Origin of the sequence: Paenibacillus arenilitoris (genome assembly GCF_014705655.1) — a bacterium.
GTDB lineage: Bacteria > Bacillota > Bacilli > Paenibacillales > Paenibacillaceae > Pristimantibacillus > Pristimantibacillus arenilitoris.
This window is the reverse complement of sequence record NZ_JACXIY010000001.1, coordinates 310,617-330,746: the sequence shown is the minus strand read 5'-3', so window position 1 is coordinate 330,746 and position 20,130 is coordinate 310,617. Positions and strand designations below refer to the sequence as shown.

Below are 20,130 nucleotides of genomic sequence, written 5' to 3'. Positions count from 1 at the left end.
ATGTTTTGCCGCGGTCAATCGTGATAGAATAGTGGCAAACGAACCGCTTCGATCAGAAAGGTCCGATGAATATGTGGAATAAACTCGGCAAGCATGGGCCCATCTATCACCTGCCGCCGCTCGGAGAGCCGCCTCCCCTCAGCGTGCAGTTCCTGGGAATTAATTACTGCGATCCGGATTACCGCAACGTCCGCAAGCTTTCCAAAATTACCGTCATCGGCTATGTGCTTTCCGGACAAGGACGCGTACAAGCAGGCACAAAGGCGTACACGGCCCGGGAAGGAGACGTATTCATCCTGCCGGCCGGCTCCTATCATGAAGTCGCCTCGGATTCTCGTCACGACGAGCAATGGAGCTATATATGGCTGAACATAAGCGGGAACTGGATGCTCAAGATGCTGGAAGCCTACCAATTGCTGCCCCATACCGTCATTTCGCATAGAGAACTGGAGCCGTTATTCAAAGAAGCGATTGAAGGAGCCCAGGCGAAGCCGATCGAACAAATGAACAGCGAGCTGCCGATTATCGTGATGCAGATCAACGTCGCTCTGTTTGAAGCGCTGCGCAAGAAGGGAGAATCGTTAACGCCGACGGTTTACGCGATCAAGCAAGGTTTGGATAACGCGATCCTTCATCCGTTCGATTCGGTCCAACTCTCGGCGCAAATCGGCATTTCCCGAAAGCAAATGAACCGCCTGTTCAAGAAGGAAGTCGGGACGACCATCTATCATTACGTCCTCTCCAAAAAGATAGAATCCGCCAAACTGATGCTGTTGAACACCCAATTGTCGGTAAGCGATATCGGATTTAAGCTCGGGTACGTCGATCCGCATTATTTCTCCAACCTGTTCCATAGCAAAACCGGCGTAAGGCCAAGCGTCTTCCGAAGAGAATTCACCTCCAACCGCTAGCGGCGGCCCGTATAATAAAAAGCTTAACCGGGCGCGATTGCGGCCGGTTAAGCTTGTTCGGAGCGATCTGTATTTCGGATATCGGTTGCCTACTGCGTCGTAACCACCTCGGCATCGTCAAACGACGGCGCCGGGTCGGAAGCGGTCCGGAAGCCGATTTTTCCGCTGGCAAGCTCATTCGCGCCGTTGGTCCAATCCACCAGCAGAACGTCGTCGATGTAGCCCTTCACGTTGTTTCCGGCGACGACGACCTTGAGTGTATGCCACTCGTTAACGGACACGCTGCTTGCTGCGCCCGCGACCTTCGTCATCGTTCCGCCGACCTTCTTATACAGCTCGGCGTTGCCGGCGTAAATTCTGAAATGATAATAGTTATTCGCGTCGGCATACCGGAACACAAGCCCCGCGCTCGTGCCCGACTGAGGCACGTTAACGTTGCCCGCAAACGTATAATCCGTCCAATCGTCCCCCGCTGCGATAATGCCTTCCCCGGAAGACGTTTTCTTGATCGCATGGTTGGCGTTGTCCGTTACCACGCTCCAATTGCCGACAGCCATCGTCCAGCCGCTTAGATCGCCGTCTTCGAAATCTTCGCTGAACACCGTTACGGGAACGCCGCTCGTCGCGGCGGTTACCGCGCCGCTGGCTGCGGATAGATTGCCTGCGGCATCGAACGCCTTCACCGTATACGTATACGTCGTCGAAGGCGCCAAGCCCGAATCGCTGTACGCGGTTTCCGCGATGGAGGCGACTTCCGCGCCGTCGCGGAATATTTTGTAGCCGGTAACCTCTTCGTTATCCGCCGACGCGTTCCAGCTCAGTTGAATCTCGCTGCTGGATACCGCCGACGCCGTCAGGGCCGCCGGAGCGGTCGGCGCCTCCACGTCGGGGATCACGGGCTCGGTTATGACGACGCCGCCCTGCGTATATTGAACGAGGCCCGTCATATCCATCGCTTTGCCATGCTCGTCAAATACGTTCACTTGCGTTACGCCGGGCACGTTAACCGTCAGCTCTCCCCAGCCCGATCCGTAGACGGTGACCGTATTCGACTCGTACAGCACGTTCGCCCCGTCGTGCTCCGCCTCGACCGACTTGCCGGCTGCCGGGCTATAGGAAGTCAATCCGACCGTCAGGAACGCCTCCCCGCCGTTGCGCGACATCCCGTAAGCCGTGCGGCCGTCGCTCCGCTCCGCGAAGCGGTAGACGTCCTGCTGGCCCGGCCAGCTGACCGTCAGCTCATCCCCTTGCCAGGACGTGGACGGCATTGCCGCGCCCTGTTGATGAGGGAACAGCAGCGTTTTAAACGCTGGATCGGCGGACTGCGCCGGGATGACGACTTTTTTGCCCATGCCGAAATTTTCGTTCTGGTAGGAGCCCGTTTCCGGCGAATTTTCAATCTCGAAATCGTCTACTCTCGCCGTACCCGCGCTATCCCCAAGCGATCGAATGAGCAGCCTCGGCGTGGTTGCCGTCTCATTGACAAGCCCTAGCGTCATATCCGCGCCCGAGGCAACCTTCGACTCCACGTTGTTCGGAATTTGCATGAACCATTCGTACAGACGGGAGCTCGCGTCCTTCCGAATATCGTCCACGATGAGCACGTAAGGATGGGCTCCCCTCATCATCGCGGCCGTCCGGAACGCTTTCTCCACCGGGTTGTACGATGCGCGCCATGTACTGTTGACGCTGCTGCTCGGCCATAGCGACTTCGGCTCGAACGACCACGAATAGCCCTGGTTCTCGGCGTTGTTCAGCCTGCTTTTGAACGTGTATTTGTAATCGTAGGCATGCTTGGCATTGCCGGCAAAGACCGTGCCGAGCCCGCCGTCGAGCACGCCCTCGGTATTGCCGTACGCGCCGAAGAAGCCCTGCCCCTTGCCGTCGATGGCGATATTGTTATGGTTGTTCGATTCGAAAATATGATAGCCCCGGTCGATCGCCCATTTCTGCCCGAGCGCGGTCAACATAAAATCGGTGGCGTTGCTGTGGGTATGGCTCGGTCCGAAGCTGTCCGTATTCGTTTCGAAATGCATGACCGCCGCATTCTTCGACCATTCGTCGCGGGTAATGTACAGCCCCCTGTTGCCGTCCATGAAGGTGGCCGGAAGTCCGAGCGAGCCGGGGTCATAGGGCTTCAGCGTCACGATCGGCGGATTGGCCTCGTTATCGACTCCCCAATCGTCGGCGACGGGCGCCTTCTCGGTGTCGCCGCCGTTCCAATCCAGTCCGAACATCGCCGCCACCAAAAAATCGTTGCGGTATTTAATGCCCGTATAATCGTCCCTGACCCGGTTGCGCCATATAAAATCGATGACGGGATCGTTCGGATTCAGCCATTTCATCAGCACGTAATTCGGAAGCAATCCCCCGAGATCGTTCGTCGTATCCCCGAGCGTGGTGAATTTATAGCCGTACGGCTCGATCGAGTTCACGTACCAATGCTTCAGGTTCTGGAAGCTCGGCTTGCCGAACAGGCCGTCTCCCCGTTTGTCCATGGCGATGAGCGTCTGCGCGCCGAAGGCCATGCCGTAATTCAAATAGTGCATATCCTCCGTCGCGGCGCCCGTCTCGAACACGCCGTGCGTCAAATAGGCGTCCATCGCTTGGACGGCCTGGTTGTATACGTTCGCGTCGTATCCAGTCTCCCCTTCGATCGCCAGCGCGAGCAGCGCCCATTGGGAGCCGACCGGCCCGATGTTGTCCCGGTTGAGCCGGGGATCCGGATACGTGGATACGGGCAGCACCTTGCCGGTCGTGACCGACGAGATGAAGGCCCTTACCTCCGCGCGCTGGGCATCGGTCATCTCGTTATAAATAAAATCGTAGCAATAGCCCAAATTGAACAATTCCGCGCCAAAGGCCGATTTCAATGCCGGATTGTCGATCGTGCCGTTCAAGATTCTGACCGTCGACACGAGCGCCTTGGCGAGCTCGGCCCCTTTCGCCGAATCCTCCGTGACCATCGCGTAAAAGGCTTCATAATTGAGCACAAGCAGCAAGTAGCTTGCGTAGCTGGTCGGAAAATCGTCGAGCTCCCCGGCGTCGCCTTCGACCAGCGCGTCGTACAGCGGCTTCAGCTTGGCCGGATTCGTCACGTGATGATCGATCCAGGCGCGCATGCTTTGCATTGCCCTTCGCCCGACCGCCGAATCCGCGAGCCTCGTCCGCAAGGCCGGCAATTCGCTAGGCGTAATCAATATTCTCGGGTGGACGTAGGCCGGCACGGGCGGATTCCCGGCGACGGCGACGGCGGCATGGGCCGTGCCCGGGCGATGCGACGGCGAAACATGGAGCGCAAGTTGAACGGTAAGCAAAAAAGCCAGCATGATCGCGATTTTGCGGTACGCTTGATTAAACTTCAATTCAATCCCCTCGCTTTGCTCAAATTTGATTTCCACAGTCCGTTTCCTTCCGTTGCCGATCCTGCGAAGCGCCGCTCGCGTCCGGTTTAAACTCCTCCCGCCTCCTCTAGCACCGCCGGGAGCGCATGCGTAATCCGGATGACGATCGGGTTCGGCCATTTGCGATTGTCGTAGGGACGGTAGCAGAGCCTGGCATCGATATGCAGGCCGTTCTCGTCCTGATGCCAGCTCGTCCTCGTGTCCGCATCGGGCCTATGCTCCAGCGCTACGCCGGATTGTCCGACGATCTCCGCTTCCGTCCGTTCCGTCGCGCGCACGCTTCTTAGCGTAACCGTTCGCCGCTCGCCATACGGCCAAGGCTGTCCGGTCAGAAACGCGTACACGGTATCGGCGTCCTTCGCCTTCGTGAACCAAACGCCGCCCTCCCGGGGAACATGCCACGGGCGGACCTTGTAGACCGCCTCTTCGTTGAAGAAGAGGAATAGTCCCACCTCCTGCAGCAGCCGCTCCTGCTCGGACGGGACAGCGCCGCTCGGCCCCGGCGTAACGTTCAGCAGCATATTGCCCCCCTTGGCGCGGATTTCGATCAGCATCTCGATCAGCCTCGTACCCGATTTGTACGTCTCGTTGGTCGGCTTGTAGCTCCATCCGTCCCCCATCGTGAAGCAGCCTTCCCAAGCGCCCGCGATCGCCTCCCCCGGCATATTCTGCTCGGGCGTCTTCATTTCGCCCCGGGTGACGAGCGCTTCCGGCTGCAGCTCCCATACGAGCTCCTTCAGCCGCTCGGCTGGCCCGTCGAAGAACACGACGTCCTGCTTGCCGTAATTCGCGAGCAGCTCGCGGACCTGCCGCAAATTGTAGTCCATCAATTCCGGATTATGGGCCGGGAGCACGTCGGGCGTGGCGAAGTGAAGCGTCTTGCCCCTCTCGTGGCACCATAGAAAATCAAGCGGGGAAAAGTACAAGCCGGAAGCGATGCCCCGGCGGCGGAACGCTTCCGCGAACTCCCGCGCAACATCGCGGCCGAACGGGGTATTCATCACGTTAAAGGCGGTCGTTCCCGTATCGTACATGCAAAAGCCGCTATGGTGCTTCGCGGTAAAAACCATGTACTTCATGCCGGCCTGCTTCGCCAGCAACGCGTAATCGTCGGCGCGAAATCCGCGCGGGTTGAACCAGTCCGGCACCTCCCGGACGAACCGCTCCACGATGCTTCGATCCGCTCCGATCATCCAGTGGCTGATCACCGAGCCGATCATCACGTCGAGGCCCCAATGAATGAACATCCCGAACGCCTGATCCTTGAACCATTCCTCCCGTTCGGGGATATTGCCCAGCTTGCCGCCCGTCAGCTCCCGCGTCGGAATCGTCTCCGGATCGACGGTGACGTCCACTTCAACGAATTCAGCGTTGTCGTTCATCGTCCGTTCACCAGCAGCTTCAATATACGAACGGCATGTCCGGCGCTGCGTTCATCCTTCCCGGCGGCGATCCGAATATGGACCGTATGGGAGCCAGGCTCGAGACCGTCCGCGAGCAGCGCGATTTTCGGCCGGTAGAATCGTTCGCAGAACGAATCGAACAGCGGCACCGTCCGGTAAGGCCCCCTGTCGACGGCTGCTTCCAGATCGCCGGTATCCGGGCCGGCTAGCAGCGAAATCCCCGCTGCCGTACCGTCGAACCGGAGCAGGAACTCATCCCCCGGCCGCTCTCCCAAATAAATGTCCGCCGGCGGCGTCCAGCTGCACGTTCGCTCCGTCGTCCAGCCCCTCACGTCTTTCCAGCCGGATGCCCGATCAACCGCATGCTCCGGCGCCTTCATGCCGGCGTGCTCGTAACTGTACGGGTCCAGCGGCGCCGGAACGCCCGAAGAACCGATACCGTCTTGAAGGTCCAAGACGAGCAGCTCTTCCAACGCTTGCCTTAAATATCCGGCATAGAGGGAATGACCGAGGTCGTTCGGATGAACGTTATCGCCGCTCAGCTCCTCCCACCGCAGCCCGCCCGCTTGCAGCAGCCGGTAAATCCGCTCGCCGATATGGACGGACGGAATCCCGTAGTGCTCCGCCACCTCCTCGTGATGGGCCACGCTCGCCTGCGGCTCTCCGGTCGCGGCATAACGCTCCGCGCCCGGCCGGTTGGCCAAATAAACAAAACAGAGGTCGATTTCCGGATTGATCCGCTTCGCCTGCCGCACGATCCCTTCCATCGCTCTTAAGGATCTTGTCCTCCCGCCCGCGTCGTTGACCGCGAATTCGACGAACAGCAGATCGGCGGGTCCTTGGCCGAACGCATGCTCCTTCAGCCTGAACGCCCCGTACGCCGAATCGGTTCCGCCGATGGCGGCATTCACGAACGTGAAGGCAATATGCGGATACCGCCGCTCCAGAAACCTGCAGGCTAGCGCCCGGTAGCTTGCGGCGTTCGCGTCCGTTGCTCCCGCCCCGACCGTGACGGAGCCTCCGATGAAGGCAACGGTCGCCTCCTTGCCTTCGGCAAGCTTCCTCGCGCACCGGGCCAAGGCGCCCCGTACGATAAAATCGGTAAACCTCTCTTCCTCCTGGCGAATCGTCATCGCTTGCTCCCTCCCTTATTCCGCGGCCCGTTCGTCCTCGAGATGCTTCAGCCCTTCGACGAGGGCGAGTAAAGCCATCGACTGCCCGTAAGGCATCGGGCAGAGCGGTATATCCTTATACTGCTGCAGCGTATGGCCGACCGCCGTACCGTAGGAGACGCCGCGCACGACGCCCTCCCCGTCGATTTGACCGACGACGGCATGCAAAGCCTTGAGCCCGGACGCCCGGTACCGGCCATCCAGATAGCCTCGCCGAACCGCCTTCAGCATGCCGTAAGCGAAAGCGGCCGTGGCGGAGGTTTCGACGTACGACGAAGGATCGTCCAGCAGCGTATGCCACATTCCCTCCTCCGTCTGAAGCTCGGCCAGCTTGCGGACCTGTCTCTCCAGCGAGGAGAGCAGGAAGAGCTTGACGCCTTCCGGCAGCGGCGCCATATCCAAATAATCGACGAGACCGGCCGTATACCAGGCATTGCCCCGGGCCCATAACGCTCCGGCGAAATGATCGTTCCGCTCGAAGGACCACCCGTGGTAAAACAAGCCGGTGCGCGGATCGGTCAAATATTTCAGGTGGACCAGAAACTGCCGGATGCTCTCCTGCAGGCAGGAATCGTCCTTCAGCACGATCCCCGTCCTGGCCAGGAACAGCACGGCCATGTACATCGTGTCGTCCCACAGCTCCCCTTCGTTCAAATGGCCGGACACCGTATGCTGAAAGCCGGCTTCCTCCGTTCGCGGCATCGCTTCCATCAAATACCGCGCCCATTCCCGGCACAGCGCCAAGTAGTCCGGGCTTCCCGTCTCTTCCGCCAAATAGCTCAGCGTCAGCATCGGGCACGCCGTATTGACGTTTTTGTCCGGGAGCCCTTCGCTTATTCGGCTATCGAACCAGCCGATCAGGTCGGCAAGGATGTCTTGCCGGCCGGTTTCTTTGTAATAAAGATATAAGGCGAACAATCCGACGCCCTGCGGCCATTCCCACTTGTTCATATCGATAATGCTGATCGGGCAGTCTTCCTTCAGTCCGCCGGCTTCCGCGCCGAGCGTCCGCATGCTGCCGATGATCCGGTCGACCATCCCCTCGATTTCGTCCCGCCTCATCCTTATCGCTTCCATATTGACCACTCCCGTCTCATAGCTTCACGGCCCCCCCGGTCAGCCCCTGAACGAACTGTTTCATGCCGAAGGCGAACAGCAGGAACAACGGGACGCTCGCGATGACGTAGCCCGCCATGAGCGGGCCGTAGTCGCCCACATGCGTGCTTGACAAATAGGCGAGCCCCGTCGTAATCGGCCGTTTGTCGAAGGACTGGATCGTAACGAGCGGCCATATATAATCGTTCCATACGCCGAGAAATACGTTAAGCGCGGACAAGGACAGCACCGGCCGCAGCAGCGGCAGGGCGATGTGCCAGAAGATGCGCGCTTCGCCCGCGCCGTCGACTTTGGCGCTGTCGAACAGCTCCTGCGGCTGGCCGGCAACGAAGGTGCGCATGACGAACACCCAGAAGGGCTGCGCGCCCCCGACGGCGAACAGGATGACCGCCCAGTAGGAATTGAGCAGCCCCAGCTTCCAGGCGAGCACGAAGGAAGGGATCAGATTCATGACGCCGGGAAGCATCATCTTGGCGAAGACGATCCAATACAGCGGCTCCTTGCCCGGAAATTTCAGCTTGCCGAAGCCGTAGCCGGCCGCCGCGGTTATGAAAATGCTGATCAAGGCGCTTCCTCCGGCCATCACGACGCTGTTCTTGATCATCGGGCCGACTTCCGACCAGGCTCTTGCGTAGTTATCGAAATGGTAGGGGCTGCTGATCCGGAAAAATTCGTACATGATCTGTTCCGTATCCTTGACGGACATTTGCAGCATCAGCGCGAACGGATACAGCAGCAGCAAGCAGACGAGGATCATGAATGCGTGCTTCGCCAGCTCCCCCCATGCCCGCGGCCTCGCGGGCTTCCTTAATCGGACGGAAGCCGGAGTCCCCCACCTTACGTCTTGTTCGATCCGGTCCATTTATTCTTCGCTCCTTATATACTTGATGGAGATCGCGGAGATGGCGAGCGCGATAACGAACAAAATCAAACCGACGGCGGAGGCGTAGCCGTAGTCGGACGTTCCGCTGCCGAAAGCGCGCTGGTACATGTACAAGCCGGGAACCAGCGTCGCGAATCCCGGTCCCCCGTTCGTTACGACGAGCTGCAGACCGTAGCCGGTAACGGTTCCGGCCAGAACGGTGACGAGATTCAGCTTGAACTGCCCCTTTAGAAGGGGAAGCTCGATAAACAAAGCTTTTTTGACCGGGCCCGCCCCGTCGATCGCGGCGGCGTCCCATACGCTGCCGTCCACGTTCTGCAAGCCCGCCAGGTAGATCAGCGCCGCGATCGTGCCGATCCACGGAAATCCGATGAAGATGAGGCACCACTTGGCCAGCGCCGGATCGCCGAGCCATAGCTGCTGCAGCTGCTGCAAGCCGAGTACGTCAAGCAATTGATTCAGGAAGCCGTACTGCGGATTGTACATGAACTGCCACAGCAGCATGGTCACGATGCCCGGTATGATCATCGGAACGCATAGCAGAATCCGGTAAACGTATTGCATTTTACTGTTTTTGATCCGGAACAGCACGATGCACGCCGCGATGGTCGGAATCATGAGCACGATTTGGAAGAAAAGAAAAAACAGCATATTTTTCACCGATGTCCAAAAGACGCCGTCCCGGAATATTTCCGCGAAATTGTCCAGGCCGACGAATTTTTCCACCGTGCTTCCGTTCCACCGGTAGAAGGAATGGAAGATGCCGTCCAGCATCGGGTAATACTCGAAGAGGACGGTGAATAATACGGCGGGTAGCACGAACCCGTAGCCGGCCGCCCGGCCGATCCGGCCCGTTTTTTTCCGCTGCCCGCGAGCCGCTGATTGAACGGCCATGTCATCACCCCGATTTCGAAATCATTATTTTAACAGCGGTTCGGCGTACTGCTTATAGAGCTCCAGCTTGAGCTTCGCGACGTTAAGGCTATCCGTCGTCGATTGGACGACCGCGGCGGGCGCGTTGTCCGCTTTTTGCTTATCCAGCGATTGCTGCAAAATTTCGATCTGGTTCGGGACGCCGCCCTCCGCATCCAGGGCGTCGGACGCCTTCTTCCTGGCGTTCGTGGCGGCTTGCTGGTGCAATCGCTCCATCGTCCCCGCCGTATCCTCGTCCGTCGTCAAATACACCTGCAGAATCGCTTTGTTATCGTTCGCGAGGGCGAACAGCGGGCCGCTGAAAATATCGACCGTCGGAATTTTGTTGTTCGCCGTCGCGATGAACGGCTTCACTTTGTCCGGAGTCGATACGCCGGAGACGACCGGAACGAATACGCCGGCGTCCGACATCTTCTTCTGGGTTTCCTTGCCGGTCAAAAACTGGAACAGATCGATCACGACCTTCAATTTGTCCGGATCGTTCTCCAAATCCTTGTTCACCGACCAGCCGTAGCTTTGCTGGTCTCCCGCCACGGGCAGCATCTCCGAAGCAAACGGCGTCGTTTCTTTCGTTATGACCGGGAACGGAATAATGCCGAAGGCAAAGCCTTTGACGTTCTGCTCGAAGTAGGAGTAGTCCCAGTTGCCGGACATGTACATCGCGGTTTTTCCGAGCAGGAAAGCCTGCTTCGCCTGGTCTTCGTTGACCGCCGCCCAGCCGTCCTGCCAATATTGGGAGAAATCCTTGATGATGGCGAGCTCGGCGGCTTCCACGGGATTGTCGGCCTTGTACTTGCCGGTCAGCAGGGCGATCGCGTCCATATCGCCTTTCAGCTCGGGGATCCGGTACTTCTCCTCGAACAGGCCCGGAACGTGGCCCGGCTCCAGCTGGTTGCCCACGTACGTCGTAATCCATTGCATGAACCGGTTGCCGTCCGCGGCCAGCGCGTCGAAGCCCGCGGCCTCCAGCTTCCGGCATGCCTCGATCAGCTCGGCCCACGTCTCAGGCAGCTCGGCAATGCCGGCCTTGTCGAACATATCCTTGTTGTAATAGAACGGCTGCACCGGATTGGCCCCGGGCCCGCCGTCCACCGGAATGCTCGTAATCGCTCCGTACTTGTTGAACGACTTGAGCGTCGTAAAGCCCTTCTCGCCGCCGGCGAACGTATCCACCCATCTTGCGGCGGAATCGTTGTACGCGGAAAGCTGCTGCATCGGGCCGTCGAGCAGCGCCAGGTAATCCTGGTCGGCGTATTTTCTCATCGAATATTTATTGAGCTGCATCGCGTCCGGCGCTTCATGCGAGACGAACTGGGTATCGAGAAGCTTGTCGTACCCGTTATTGGCCAGCGGCTGGTACAGGTGCTCGATCTTCACGTTCGGGTGCAGCTTCATGTATTCGTCGAACGCGGCGTTGTATGCCGGCCCGTACTGCTCCTGAGGGCCTTGCCAGGACATGACCTTGATCTTGAACGACTTGTCGGCCGGAATCGATCCTTCTCCGGCTTGCCCGCCGGCGGCCGGCGACGATGGAGCGGGCTCCTCCGCATTGCCGCTGCAGCCGGACAGAGCGGCTGTCATCAACACGGCCGCGGCCAATGCCGTCCGCATGCCGCGGGATTTATGCTTTTGCACGATCTTCTTTGTATGCCTCAATCGGTTCATCCCCTTTGTTCGACCTCTCGAAACTGTTTCGTTTCCGTCAAGCCATCGATTCGGCGGCGCCGCCTTCACTTCCTCAATGTAATCGCATTCACAAAATCCCTCAAGATGAAAAAGTTCGGGCAACGTGGACTTTTCCACAAACGGTTCCCGAATGATTGCGTTTTCAAATCGACGGTGCTATTATGGTTTCAAAATTTCGAAACGCCGGTTCGAGGGGGGGACGCTAATGCTGAACGTATTGATCGTCGACGATAAACCCGCCGTGCTCGCCGGCTTGCGGGATATGATCCCCTGGCCGGAAATCGGCGCCCGCATCGTGGGGGAAGCGCGCAACGGCAAAGACGCGCTGGCCATCGCCATGGAGACGCGGCCCGATATCGTCATTACGGACATCCGGATGCCGTTCATGGACGGCTTGCAGCTGTGCGAGTCGCTTACCCGCGAAATGCCCCATACGGTCAAGATCATCCTCAGCGCCTACGAGGATTTCGGCTATGCCCGGTCCGCCATCGGCTTCGGCGTCAAAGACTATATTCTGAAACCGATCGACTATGAAAAAATCGAAGCGCTGACCGAAAAAATAAAGCAGATCGCCGACAAAAAAAACGCCGCGCGCACGATTCAGCTCCTCATGTTCGATCAAGGGCTGCAGGAGAAGCTGCAGCTTGCCGTCAAGAACGCCGACCATGGCGCATTGACCCGATTGTTCGACGACGAGCTGCCCGGCGACGACGCCGAGCACGCCGGCCTGCACTTGAACTTCTATCTCAAGCTGCTGGTCGATCTGTTCGACCATATCGACCGATCGGGCCTGAGCCGGACGCTGACCGGCACCTCGCAATCCGAAGCGGCCGACGCCTTAAGGCGGATGGAGAACGGGGCCGATCGAAAGAAATACGTGAAGAGCTTGTACAGCCGGACCGCCGAAGCGATTCGCGTCCGGAAAAACTCCCGCCCCGAGACGATCATCGAATTAATCAAGGCCTACATCGGGGAGAACTTTGCCGATCCCGATCTGACCGTGTATACGATAGCGGATAAATTGAACATTACGCCGGGCTATGTCGGGCTTATTTTCAACCAGCATGCGGGAGAGCACATCAGCGGCTACATCGCAGGGCTTCGAATGGACAAGGCGCGCCGCCTGCTGAAGGACCCGAGCCTCCCGATCCAGCAAGTCGCGCCTGCAGCCGGCTACGCGGACCCCCATTATTTTGCCAGAGCCTTCAAGAAGACGGAGGGGCTCACCCCTTCCCAGTACCGGAATCTGCATCTCAATCTTAAAGGGTGATCCGCGCATGACCAAATTCGTCAGCATCAGCACCAAAAATCTGCTACTGCTCGGTTCGTTGATCCTTGTGCTCGTCCTCGGCTCCGGAACGGTGCTGTATGCCGAATTCCACCGTATCTTCCACGAGCAAGTCACCAACGACTTCGAGCAGATCATGCATCAGAACACGTCGAACCTCAATCAGATCATCGACAGCATCAACCAGGCGACGCTGCTCCTGTATGCCGACAAAACGATCGTGGACGTGCTCGCGGGCGCCGAGACCGACTTTATTCAAAACTATAACGACAAGGAGCTCGTACTGGGCCAGCTGGCCAAATACATTTACATCCCGCTCCACAACAAATTGACCTCCTATCAGCTTACATTTTTCGTAAGCGGGAAGCTGCCTTTCTCGAAGACGCTGCCCGCCTCCGACACCCATTTCAACGGACTGTTCAGCGATGCCATGGTTCAGGCGGAGCCGTGGTTCCGCCAGACGCTTGAGCGGGACGGCGTCTTGTGCTGGTATCGGGACCCGGTCAGCCGCGACCACTTCTTCGTATCCCGCCTGGTCAAATACCCGATCCAAACGTTGGCCGGAAAATTGCAGCACGATCGATTGGGCGTCATCCTGATCAAGTTCGACATGAACCAGTTGATCCAAAAAATCGAGTCGTCCAAAATGCCCAAATCGCCCGAATTCGTCGTGCTGGACGAAAGCGGCAACGTGATGTACGGCAAGGACCCCGATGTCGGCGAAACGGTGAGCCGGCATTTCAAGGTGCGGGATCGCGTGACGGATTCCATCGTTTCGGAATCGTTCATGGTCGGCAAGCGCTCGTACACGCTGAGCGCGCACCGCCTCGCCAACGGCTGGAGCCTCATCGCCGCGATTCCGAACTCGGAAATATCGGCGCGCATGGCCGTCGTCAAAACAACGATCGTCAACGCGGCGCTCGCGGCCTTGGCGATCGGCATCGCCATGTCGCTCGCCATCTCGAGCAAAATATCGCGTCCCATTAAGCGGCTCGCCCATATTATGAGAAGCGTTCACAATCAGGAGGCCGTCGCGCAGGTGTCGCTCCCCCGTGCGGGCAACGATGAGGTCGGCATCCTGTACAACAGCTTCTCTCTCATGATGAGCCGGATGAACCGCCTGCTGCAGGACGTTTACGAAATGGGCGTCAAGGAGAAGGAAGCGGAGCTCAAGGCGCTGCAAGCCCAGATTAATCCCCATTTCCTGTACAATACCTTGGATTCCGTCAATTGGATGGCCATGCGAGGGGGAGCGCGGCCGATCGCGGACGTGATCTCCTCCTTGTCGAGCCTGCTCCGCTATTCGATCAAGGACGCGGATCGGCTAGTCCTCGTCGCCGAAGAAATCGAGCAGGTCAAGCAATATATTTGCATTCAGTCCATCTGCTACGAGCACGTCTTCGACGTCATTTACGAGCTCGATCCGGATGTCCTGGCGTGCCGCATGCCGCGCCTGATCTTGCAGCCGCTCGTCGAGAACGCCATCCAGCACGGGATCGAGAAGCTGGAGGGCAAGGGCGAGATCCGGATAACGGGATTTATGCGGGGCGAGACCGTTCAGCTCGCCGTAAGCAACTCCGGCGCAGGCGCCGACCCCGAAGAGCTGAACGATTACTTGAAAGGCCGCAATCTGTTCCAGGGCAAGCCCGAAGGCAACGGCATCCGGAACGTGGACCAGCGGCTCAGGCTGGTCTTCGGCGACAGGTACGGCCTCCGCTACGAGCCGAACGGCGACGGAGGCATCCGGGCCGTGCTGGCGATCCCCTTGAACGTCCCTGCGGCATCAACAGACATTCCCGCAAAAAAATATAAAGCTTAACCGGGCGCGATTGCGGCCGGTCAAGCTTGCTTGGATACTCCATCAATCGAAATTTCCCAATATCATCTCATCCAAAGCGAACCCGCCCAGAACCATCGGATAGACGTTCTCGTCCGAAGGGATGACGAACTCCGTCAGCACCGGTCCCGGCGTCCGAAGCGCCTCCTCCCAGATTGCGGCTGCCTCCGCTTTCGTCCGCGCGCGCAGTCCCTTGATCCCGTAAGCCTCCGCCAGCTTGACGAAATCGGGGCTTCCCTCGAGATCGATCTGGCTGTACCGCTTCTTGTAAATGAGCTCCTGCTGCTGTCTGACCATGCCGAGCACATGATTGTTCAGCACGACGATCTTGACCGGAATGCGGTGGATGGCGCAAACGGCCATCTCCTGGGCGCACATCTGCATGCCGCCGTCCCCGTTGATCGATACGACGAGCCGGTCCGGATGGCCGATCTGAGCCCCGATCGCCGCGGGGAAGCCGAATCCCATCGTCCCGAGCCCTCCGGAGGTCAGGAGCGAACGCGGATGCTTGAACTTATAAAATTGAGCGGCCCACATCTGGTGCTGTCCGACGTCCGTCGTAAGGATTGCGTTGCCCTGCGAAGTCTCGTGGATCATTTCCAGCACGTACTGGGGCTTCAGCTCCGTTTCCGAATCTTTGTAGCGAAGCGGATGCGACGACATGTACTGCCTAATTTCCCGCATCCAATCCTCCGTGCCCGTTGCGGTCGCCCGTTCGCAAGCATAAGCCAGAACGGTTTTGACGTCGCCCGCGATCCCGATGTCCGTCTTGACGTTCTTGCCGATCTCGGCCGGATCGATGTCGATATGGGCGATTCGCCGGGCGCGCGGGGCAAAGCCTTCGAGCTTCATCGTGAGCCGGTCGTCGAAGCGCGATCCGATCGAGATGACGAGATCGGCGTTCTGGATCGCCATGTTCGCGCCGTAGCCGCCGTGATGGCCGGCCATGCCGAGCCAGTACGGATGCCCGCTCGGAAACCCGCTTAATCCGAGCAAGGTCGTCGCGACCGGAATCCGGGTTTGATCGATGAATTCGACCAGCTCATCCGCCGCGTTCGAATGAACGACCCCGCCGCCGGCGATAACGATCGGCTTCTCGGCTTCGGCGATCGCGCGCATCAAGGCATCGATCCCCGCAGGATCCGGAATCGGATTCGCCTCGTAGCCGCGGATTTGGAGCCGCTTGGACGGCCGATACGTCATTCGGGCGTTGGAAACGTCCTTCGGGATGTCGATGAGCACCGGCCCCTTCCTTCCCGTGCCGGCGATATGGAACGCTTCATGGACGATCCGCGGGATGTCCTCGGCGTCGCGAACGGAATAGCTGTGCTTCGTAATCGGCATCGTCATGCCGACCATGTCGGCTTCCTGGAACGCGTCGGTTCCGATCAGCGCGGTCGGCACGTTCGCCGTAATGACGACGAGCGGGATCGAATCCATATGGGCCGTCGCGATCCCGGTAACGAGGTTCGTCGCGCCCGGTCCCGAAGTGGCGATGCATACGCCGACCTTGCCGGTCGATCTCGCGTAACCGTCCGCGGCGTGGACGGCCCCTTGCTCGTGCCGGGTAAGGATGTGCTTGAATGCCGGATTTCCGGCCATCGCGTCGTAGATGTACAAAGCGCTTCCTCCCGGATAGCCGAATACCGCCTCCACGCCTTCGTCAAGCAATGCCCGAAGCAAAGCCTCCGCGCCGGACATCGTGCCCGCCGAATACGAATGGTTTGAATATTCCGATTTTTCCATCTGAATGCCAGCCTCCCACCGAGAATAAAATACCCCTCTCCTCCCTGGCCGCAGCTTTAGCGCTGTCGAACCGATCGGGACGAAAGGGGTTATTTTCGCGGTACCACCCTGGTTTGCCGGCAATCTCGCGATTCCGGCCTCATGAGGTAAGCATGAACTTACCTGCGGCACGGTAACGGGCGCCACTCCGGTCGAGCCTACGCAGCAGGGTCCGCTTCCGCGGGTCCGGCCTTCGGTCGACGGCTCCGGGATGACCGCGCGCATCGCTTAAGGCAAAGGTTTCACCGTCTCCCCTTGCTCTCTTATGCATAAGCGTTCTGCCGCTATTTCCCGTCATCGCTTTGTTGTATCTGCAAACAACAAAACCCCTTCCTCCCTAGGCCGCAGCTGTTGCGCTGATTGGCCTGTAGGGACGAAAGGGGTTCGATTTCGCGGTACCACCCTGGTTTGCCGGCAATCTCGCGATTCCGGCCTCATGAGGTAAGGATGACCTTACCTGCGGCACGGTAACGGGTGCTGCTCCGGTCGAGCCTACGCAGCCGGGTCCGCTTCCGCGGGTCCAGCGTTCGGTCGACGGCTCCGAGATGACCGCATACATCGCTTACGGCAAAGGTTTCAGCGTTCCCCTCGCTCTCTGGGCATAAGCAGGCTTGTATGTCCTTCTCTTCGTTGCCTTTGATATTTTTAACATCGTAGCATACGGAAAGCGGGTTTTCAATCCTTTTTCCCGGCGGGATTCGCGTCGTCGAGGCTCAATCGAACATGCCTCTTCGTTTATCGAGCACCTCCAGGTAAAGCACCTGCAAAAACTTTTTAATGTTGGCCTTACCCCCGCCTGGCTGCGGCTGCCCGTCAATCTCCTTCATCTTTAGCCGAATATCGTGAAAATCGAAGTAAATCGGCGCGTAATGCTCGAACTTCGGGTTGCCGAAGTCCGCCGCTCCGAGACTCGCGAGGTTCGATGCGGCGTTCATGACCGCGCGGCGGATCCGCTGCTCCACGGCCTTCGCCTCCTTGCAGGGGTCGCGATGGCTGCGGGCGGCGGCTTCATACAGCTGCTTGAGAGGGGGGAGCGAATCCTCCCGGTTATGAAGAACGAGATGCTCCATTATTTTGATCATGTCGCCGCTTCCGGATTCGCCGACGATGCCCATATCCCTCAATATCGGCTGCACGATTTCCTTGACCGTCGCGCGTCTGTGCGCATTCCCGAGCCGATCGTTCACGCCGCCGAGCTTGGTCATCACATTCTTGATTTCATTCAAATACCGCCCGATATTCCAATGCTCCTTCACTTTGGTCAAGACGGCTTCGACCTCGATTCGATTAATCGGTTTGCGGATATAGAACTCGATGCCCGCCTGGTAGGCCCTGCCGATCATTTCTTTATGCTCGATTTGCGAGATCATGACGTATTTGCCGCCATAGCCTTGCTCCTTGAGATGGCGGATCGTCTCGATGCCGTCCTGATCCGGCATGAGCAGGTCGATCAGCAGCACATCCGGATTCGAGCCGAGAACGGCCTTCTCCCCTTCGCTTCCGTTCTCCGCCGTCATGACGACCTCCCCGAGCCAGCTTTTCTCGATAATGCTCTGCAGCATCCGAATGCTTGCCGCGTCATCGTCTACAATACCAAATGATAGCAACGGACATCACACCCTTTACTTCAAAGTACGAGTCGATAAAGCAACGACAAAAGCAGTCCCTTCCGAAGGAGCGCTTGCATGCAGGCTCAGGCTTCCGCCGAGCGACCGGACGATATCGCGTACATGCGACAGCCCGATTCCCGTTGCCGCGCATCCCTCGTCGTTAAATTTCGTCGTAAATCCCGGTTCAAAAATGACCTCCTTATTCGGCTCCGCAATTCCCTCTCCCGTGTCGGAAACAACCAGTACCGTATCCTCCTCCTCTTCGTAAACCTCGATGGTGACGGTTCCCGTCGCTTGAATCGCTTCCACCGCGTTCGATACCAAATTGTTAAGCACGGTGAGCAGCGGAATATAATGGGCCGTGGCATAATCGGCTTCGATCCGCCGCTCGTAACGAATGTCCTTCTTCAACATCCTGCTGTAGCTTGCATTCGATTGGATCACGAAATCGACGATTTCGTTGACCGTCATGTCGGTGGCCGTTTCCCGGTCGAACAGCTTCAGCAATCCGGACAAAATACGCTGGGAGTCCTTCTTCACCTCATGGATCTGCTGGGTTATTTCAAGCATCGACCGGCTGACGTCCTTGTCGCCGGCTTCGTTCAACCGGCTGTACAATTGATAGCCCTTCGCCGTAATGCGCTCGATCGCGTCCATCGATTTTTTCAAATAAAACACTTCGCCGTACAGCCCCGATCCGACGTTCAGCATTTGCTCCATCCGTTTTTTTTGCTCGTTATGAACGACCCGCATCTGATGGATGAGCATGCTGCTGTACAGGCCGACCACGAAGACGCTCCGCACCGCCGAGGCCGTCCCGACCCAGATCAGCTGTCCCTTATATAAATATGCGTAATCAAACAGAATACTACGGGCGAGCAGCTCGATCTCATTGGAGATAAAATCGATCAGCGCAATCAAGCAAACGAGATGCAGCGGCTGCCGCTCCGGCAAGCTGACTTGCAGCCGCTTCATGAAGGCGGCGAAGACGATATAATAAAGCGCCGCCGGTACATGCGTCTTCAGGCTGGCGAAGAGCGAGAACGCATCGGAAGAAGAGGCGAAAGCGTCAAGGCCAGTCCGGAAGACGAGCACCGTAAGCCCGGCCGCCAATCCCGTATAAATATAGGGCAGCTGCCTCATAAGCAGCAAGGACAACAGAAAAGCGCTGCTGCCGAGACCGATGCGAAACATCTCCCCGCTGAAGGGCGTTATCTTGAATTCGCCGGCGACCGCCGTAACCGCCGCAACCAATGCCATTTGCATCAAGGCGCTGCTCCCGAATTTTCGCAAAGGCCATCACCTCCCGTTACCCTATTGTAAACAAGGAGCCGGTTTTTTCCTAGACATATGTCAGGTTTACGGGAAAAGGCCGACTTCTCGCGAAGTCGGCCCGACGGTCATGCTACGGTCATTCCTGCCTGCGGCCGCTCCCCGCCGCTAAACGATTCTGGCCTCCAGCCTTCTGGCGACCAGCGATAAGGCGTAATTCACCGCGAAGTAAAGGACGGCGGCGAGCAGGAGAACCGGGATGACGTAATTCTGATTTTGCGCGCTGACGATTTTCGACTGGTTCATCAGCTCCGGCAGCGAAATGACGACGGCCAGCGACGTGTCCTTGAGGAGCGAAATAAACTGGCTGACGAGCGGCGGCACCATGCGGCGCAGCCCCTGCGGCAGCACGATATGCCAGAGCGTTTGCAGGTAGCCGAGCCCCGAGGAGCGCGCCGCCTCGATCTGCCCCTTGTCGATGGAATTCAGGCCGCTGCGGACGATTTCGGAAATCATGGCCCCTTCGAACAAAGTAAGCGCTACGATCGTGGCATTCATCGGACCGAGCTGAATGCCGATATCCGGCAGGGCGAACCGCGCGAAAAAAATAATAAGCAGCAGCGGCAAATTGCGCAGCACCTCGACGATGAGGCCGAGCGCCGGCGACAGGACGGGCAACTTCATGTAGCGGACGGCGCCGACGACCGAGCCGAGAATGAAGCTGAGCACGATGGAGATGAACGCGACCTTGAGCGTCATGTAGAAGCCGTCCAAAATAAAAAGCAAATTGTCGGACGAAAAAGCGTTGGCGAAATCCATTGGCCCTCCTC

At 58.4% G+C, this 20,130-nt stretch carries 14 protein-coding genes; 3 read left to right on the top strand and 11 right to left on the bottom strand.

Translation table 11 applies throughout. The features are described 5' to 3' along the window. Positions 1-71: 71 nt before the first annotated feature. The gene (locus IDH41_RS01105) at positions 72-911 is read left to right on the top strand and encodes a helix-turn-helix domain-containing protein (RefSeq protein WP_190857468.1); all 840 of its coding nucleotides are present in this window, start codon (positions 72-74) and stop codon (positions 909-911) included. 89 nt (positions 912-1,000) lie between these two features. Here IDH41_RS01105 and IDH41_RS01100 read toward each other — a convergent pair whose 3' ends face one another. From IDH41_RS01100 to IDH41_RS01070, 7 genes are read right to left on the bottom strand one after another with little or no spacing between them, the layout of a single operon-like run. Then, complete coding sequence (locus IDH41_RS01100) at positions 1,001-4,312, bottom strand: family 16 glycoside hydrolase (RefSeq protein ID WP_190857466.1); 3,312 nt, start codon at positions 4,310-4,312, stop codon at positions 1,001-1,003. Between the two features lie 50 nt (positions 4,313-4,362). Further along, on the bottom strand, positions 4,363-5,697 hold the full coding sequence (locus tag IDH41_RS01095; protein ID WP_190857464.1) for an alpha-L-fucosidase: 1,335 nt from the start codon (positions 5,695-5,697) through the stop codon (positions 4,363-4,365). Beyond that, positions 5,694-6,851, bottom strand: a complete 1,158-nt coding sequence (locus tag IDH41_RS01090; RefSeq protein ID WP_190857462.1) for an SGNH/GDSL hydrolase family protein — start codon at positions 6,849-6,851, stop codon at positions 5,694-5,696. Before IDH41_RS01090 ends, IDH41_RS01095 begins: the two co-directional genes overlap by 4 nt. Positions 6,852-6,866: 15 nt before the next feature. Beyond that, a complete protein-coding gene (bglB, locus tag IDH41_RS01085; RefSeq protein ID WP_223829342.1) occupies positions 6,867-7,967 on the bottom strand; it encodes a beta-galactosidase BglB in 1,101 nt (366 codons plus the stop codon). A gap of 16 nt (positions 7,968-7,983) precedes the next feature. Beyond that, positions 7,984-8,868: a carbohydrate ABC transporter permease gene (locus IDH41_RS01080; RefSeq protein WP_190857461.1), complete on the bottom strand. Its 885-nt coding sequence runs from the start codon at positions 8,866-8,868 to the stop codon at positions 7,984-7,986. After that, complete coding sequence (locus IDH41_RS01075; RefSeq protein WP_190857459.1) at positions 8,869-9,783, bottom strand: carbohydrate ABC transporter permease; 915 nt, start codon at positions 9,781-9,783, stop codon at positions 8,869-8,871. 24 nt (positions 9,784-9,807) lie between these two features. Further along, entirely contained in the window at positions 9,808-11,478 is a 1,671-nt protein-coding gene (locus tag IDH41_RS01070; protein WP_190857457.1) for an ABC transporter substrate-binding protein, read from the bottom strand. A gap of 235 nt (positions 11,479-11,713) precedes the next feature. On the opposite strand from IDH41_RS01070, the gene IDH41_RS01065 reads away from it, so the two are divergent. After that, complete coding sequence (locus IDH41_RS01065) at positions 11,714-12,778, top strand: response regulator transcription factor (RefSeq protein WP_190857455.1); 1,065 nt, start codon at positions 11,714-11,716, stop codon at positions 12,776-12,778. 7 nt (positions 12,779-12,785) lie between these two features. After that, positions 12,786-14,615, top strand: coding sequence for a cache domain-containing sensor histidine kinase (locus IDH41_RS01060; protein ID WP_190857453.1), 1,830 nt, complete (start codon positions 12,786-12,788; stop codon positions 14,613-14,615). A 42-nt stretch (positions 14,616-14,657) separates the two neighbouring features. On the opposite strand, the gene ilvB is transcribed toward IDH41_RS01060, so the two are convergent. The 4 genes from ilvB to IDH41_RS01040 form a co-directional block, all read right to left on the bottom strand. Beyond that, complete coding sequence (gene ilvB / locus IDH41_RS01055) at positions 14,658-16,379, bottom strand: biosynthetic-type acetolactate synthase large subunit (RefSeq protein ID WP_190857450.1); 1,722 nt, start codon at positions 16,377-16,379, stop codon at positions 14,658-14,660. A 752-nt stretch (positions 16,380-17,131) separates the two neighbouring features. Beyond that, entirely contained in the window at positions 17,132-18,025 is an 894-nt protein-coding gene (locus tag IDH41_RS01050) for a response regulator (protein WP_190857448.1), read from the bottom strand. A gap of 15 nt (positions 18,026-18,040) precedes the next feature. Beyond that, entirely contained in the window at positions 18,041-19,321 is a 1,281-nt protein-coding gene (locus tag IDH41_RS01045) for a sensor histidine kinase (protein WP_223829341.1), read from the bottom strand. Positions 19,322-19,468: 147 nt separating this feature from the next. Then, on the bottom strand, positions 19,469-20,119 hold the full coding sequence (locus tag IDH41_RS01040; RefSeq protein WP_190857446.1) for an amino acid ABC transporter permease: 651 nt from the start codon (positions 20,117-20,119) through the stop codon (positions 19,469-19,471). Positions 20,120-20,130: the final 11 nt, after the last annotated feature.

Excerpts from the sequence above, each read along its gene's own strand:
- IDH41_RS01105 (WP_190857468.1), top strand. The coding sequence starts at position 72 with ATGTGGAATAAACTCGGCAAGCATGGGCCCATCTATCACCTGCCGCCG.
- IDH41_RS01095 (WP_190857464.1), bottom strand. The coding sequence starts at position 5,697 with ATGAACGACAACGCTGAATTCGTTGAAGTGGACGTCACCGTCGATCCG.
- IDH41_RS01090 (WP_190857462.1), bottom strand. The coding sequence starts at position 6,851 with ATGACGATTCGCCAGGAGGAAGAGAGGTTTACCGATTTTATCGTACGG.
- bglB (WP_223829342.1), bottom strand. The coding sequence starts at position 7,967 with ATGGAAGCGATAAGGATGAGGCGGGACGAAATCGAGGGGATGGTCGAC.
- IDH41_RS01080 (WP_190857461.1), bottom strand. The coding sequence starts at position 8,868 with ATGGACCGGATCGAACAAGACGTAAGGTGGGGGACTCCGGCTTCCGTC.
- IDH41_RS01075 (WP_190857459.1), bottom strand. The coding sequence starts at position 9,783 with ATGGCCGTTCAATCAGCGGCTCGCGGGCAGCGGAAAAAAACGGGCCGG.
- IDH41_RS01065 (WP_190857455.1), top strand. The coding sequence starts at position 11,714 with ATGCTGAACGTATTGATCGTCGACGATAAACCCGCCGTGCTCGCCGGC.
- IDH41_RS01060 (WP_190857453.1), top strand. The coding sequence starts at position 12,786 with ATGACCAAATTCGTCAGCATCAGCACCAAAAATCTGCTACTGCTCGGT.
- ilvB (WP_190857450.1), bottom strand. The coding sequence starts at position 16,379 with ATGGAAAAATCGGAATATTCAAACCATTCGTATTCGGCGGGCACGATG.
- IDH41_RS01040 (WP_190857446.1), bottom strand. The coding sequence starts at position 20,119 with ATGGATTTCGCCAACGCTTTTTCGTCCGACAATTTGCTTTTTATTTTG.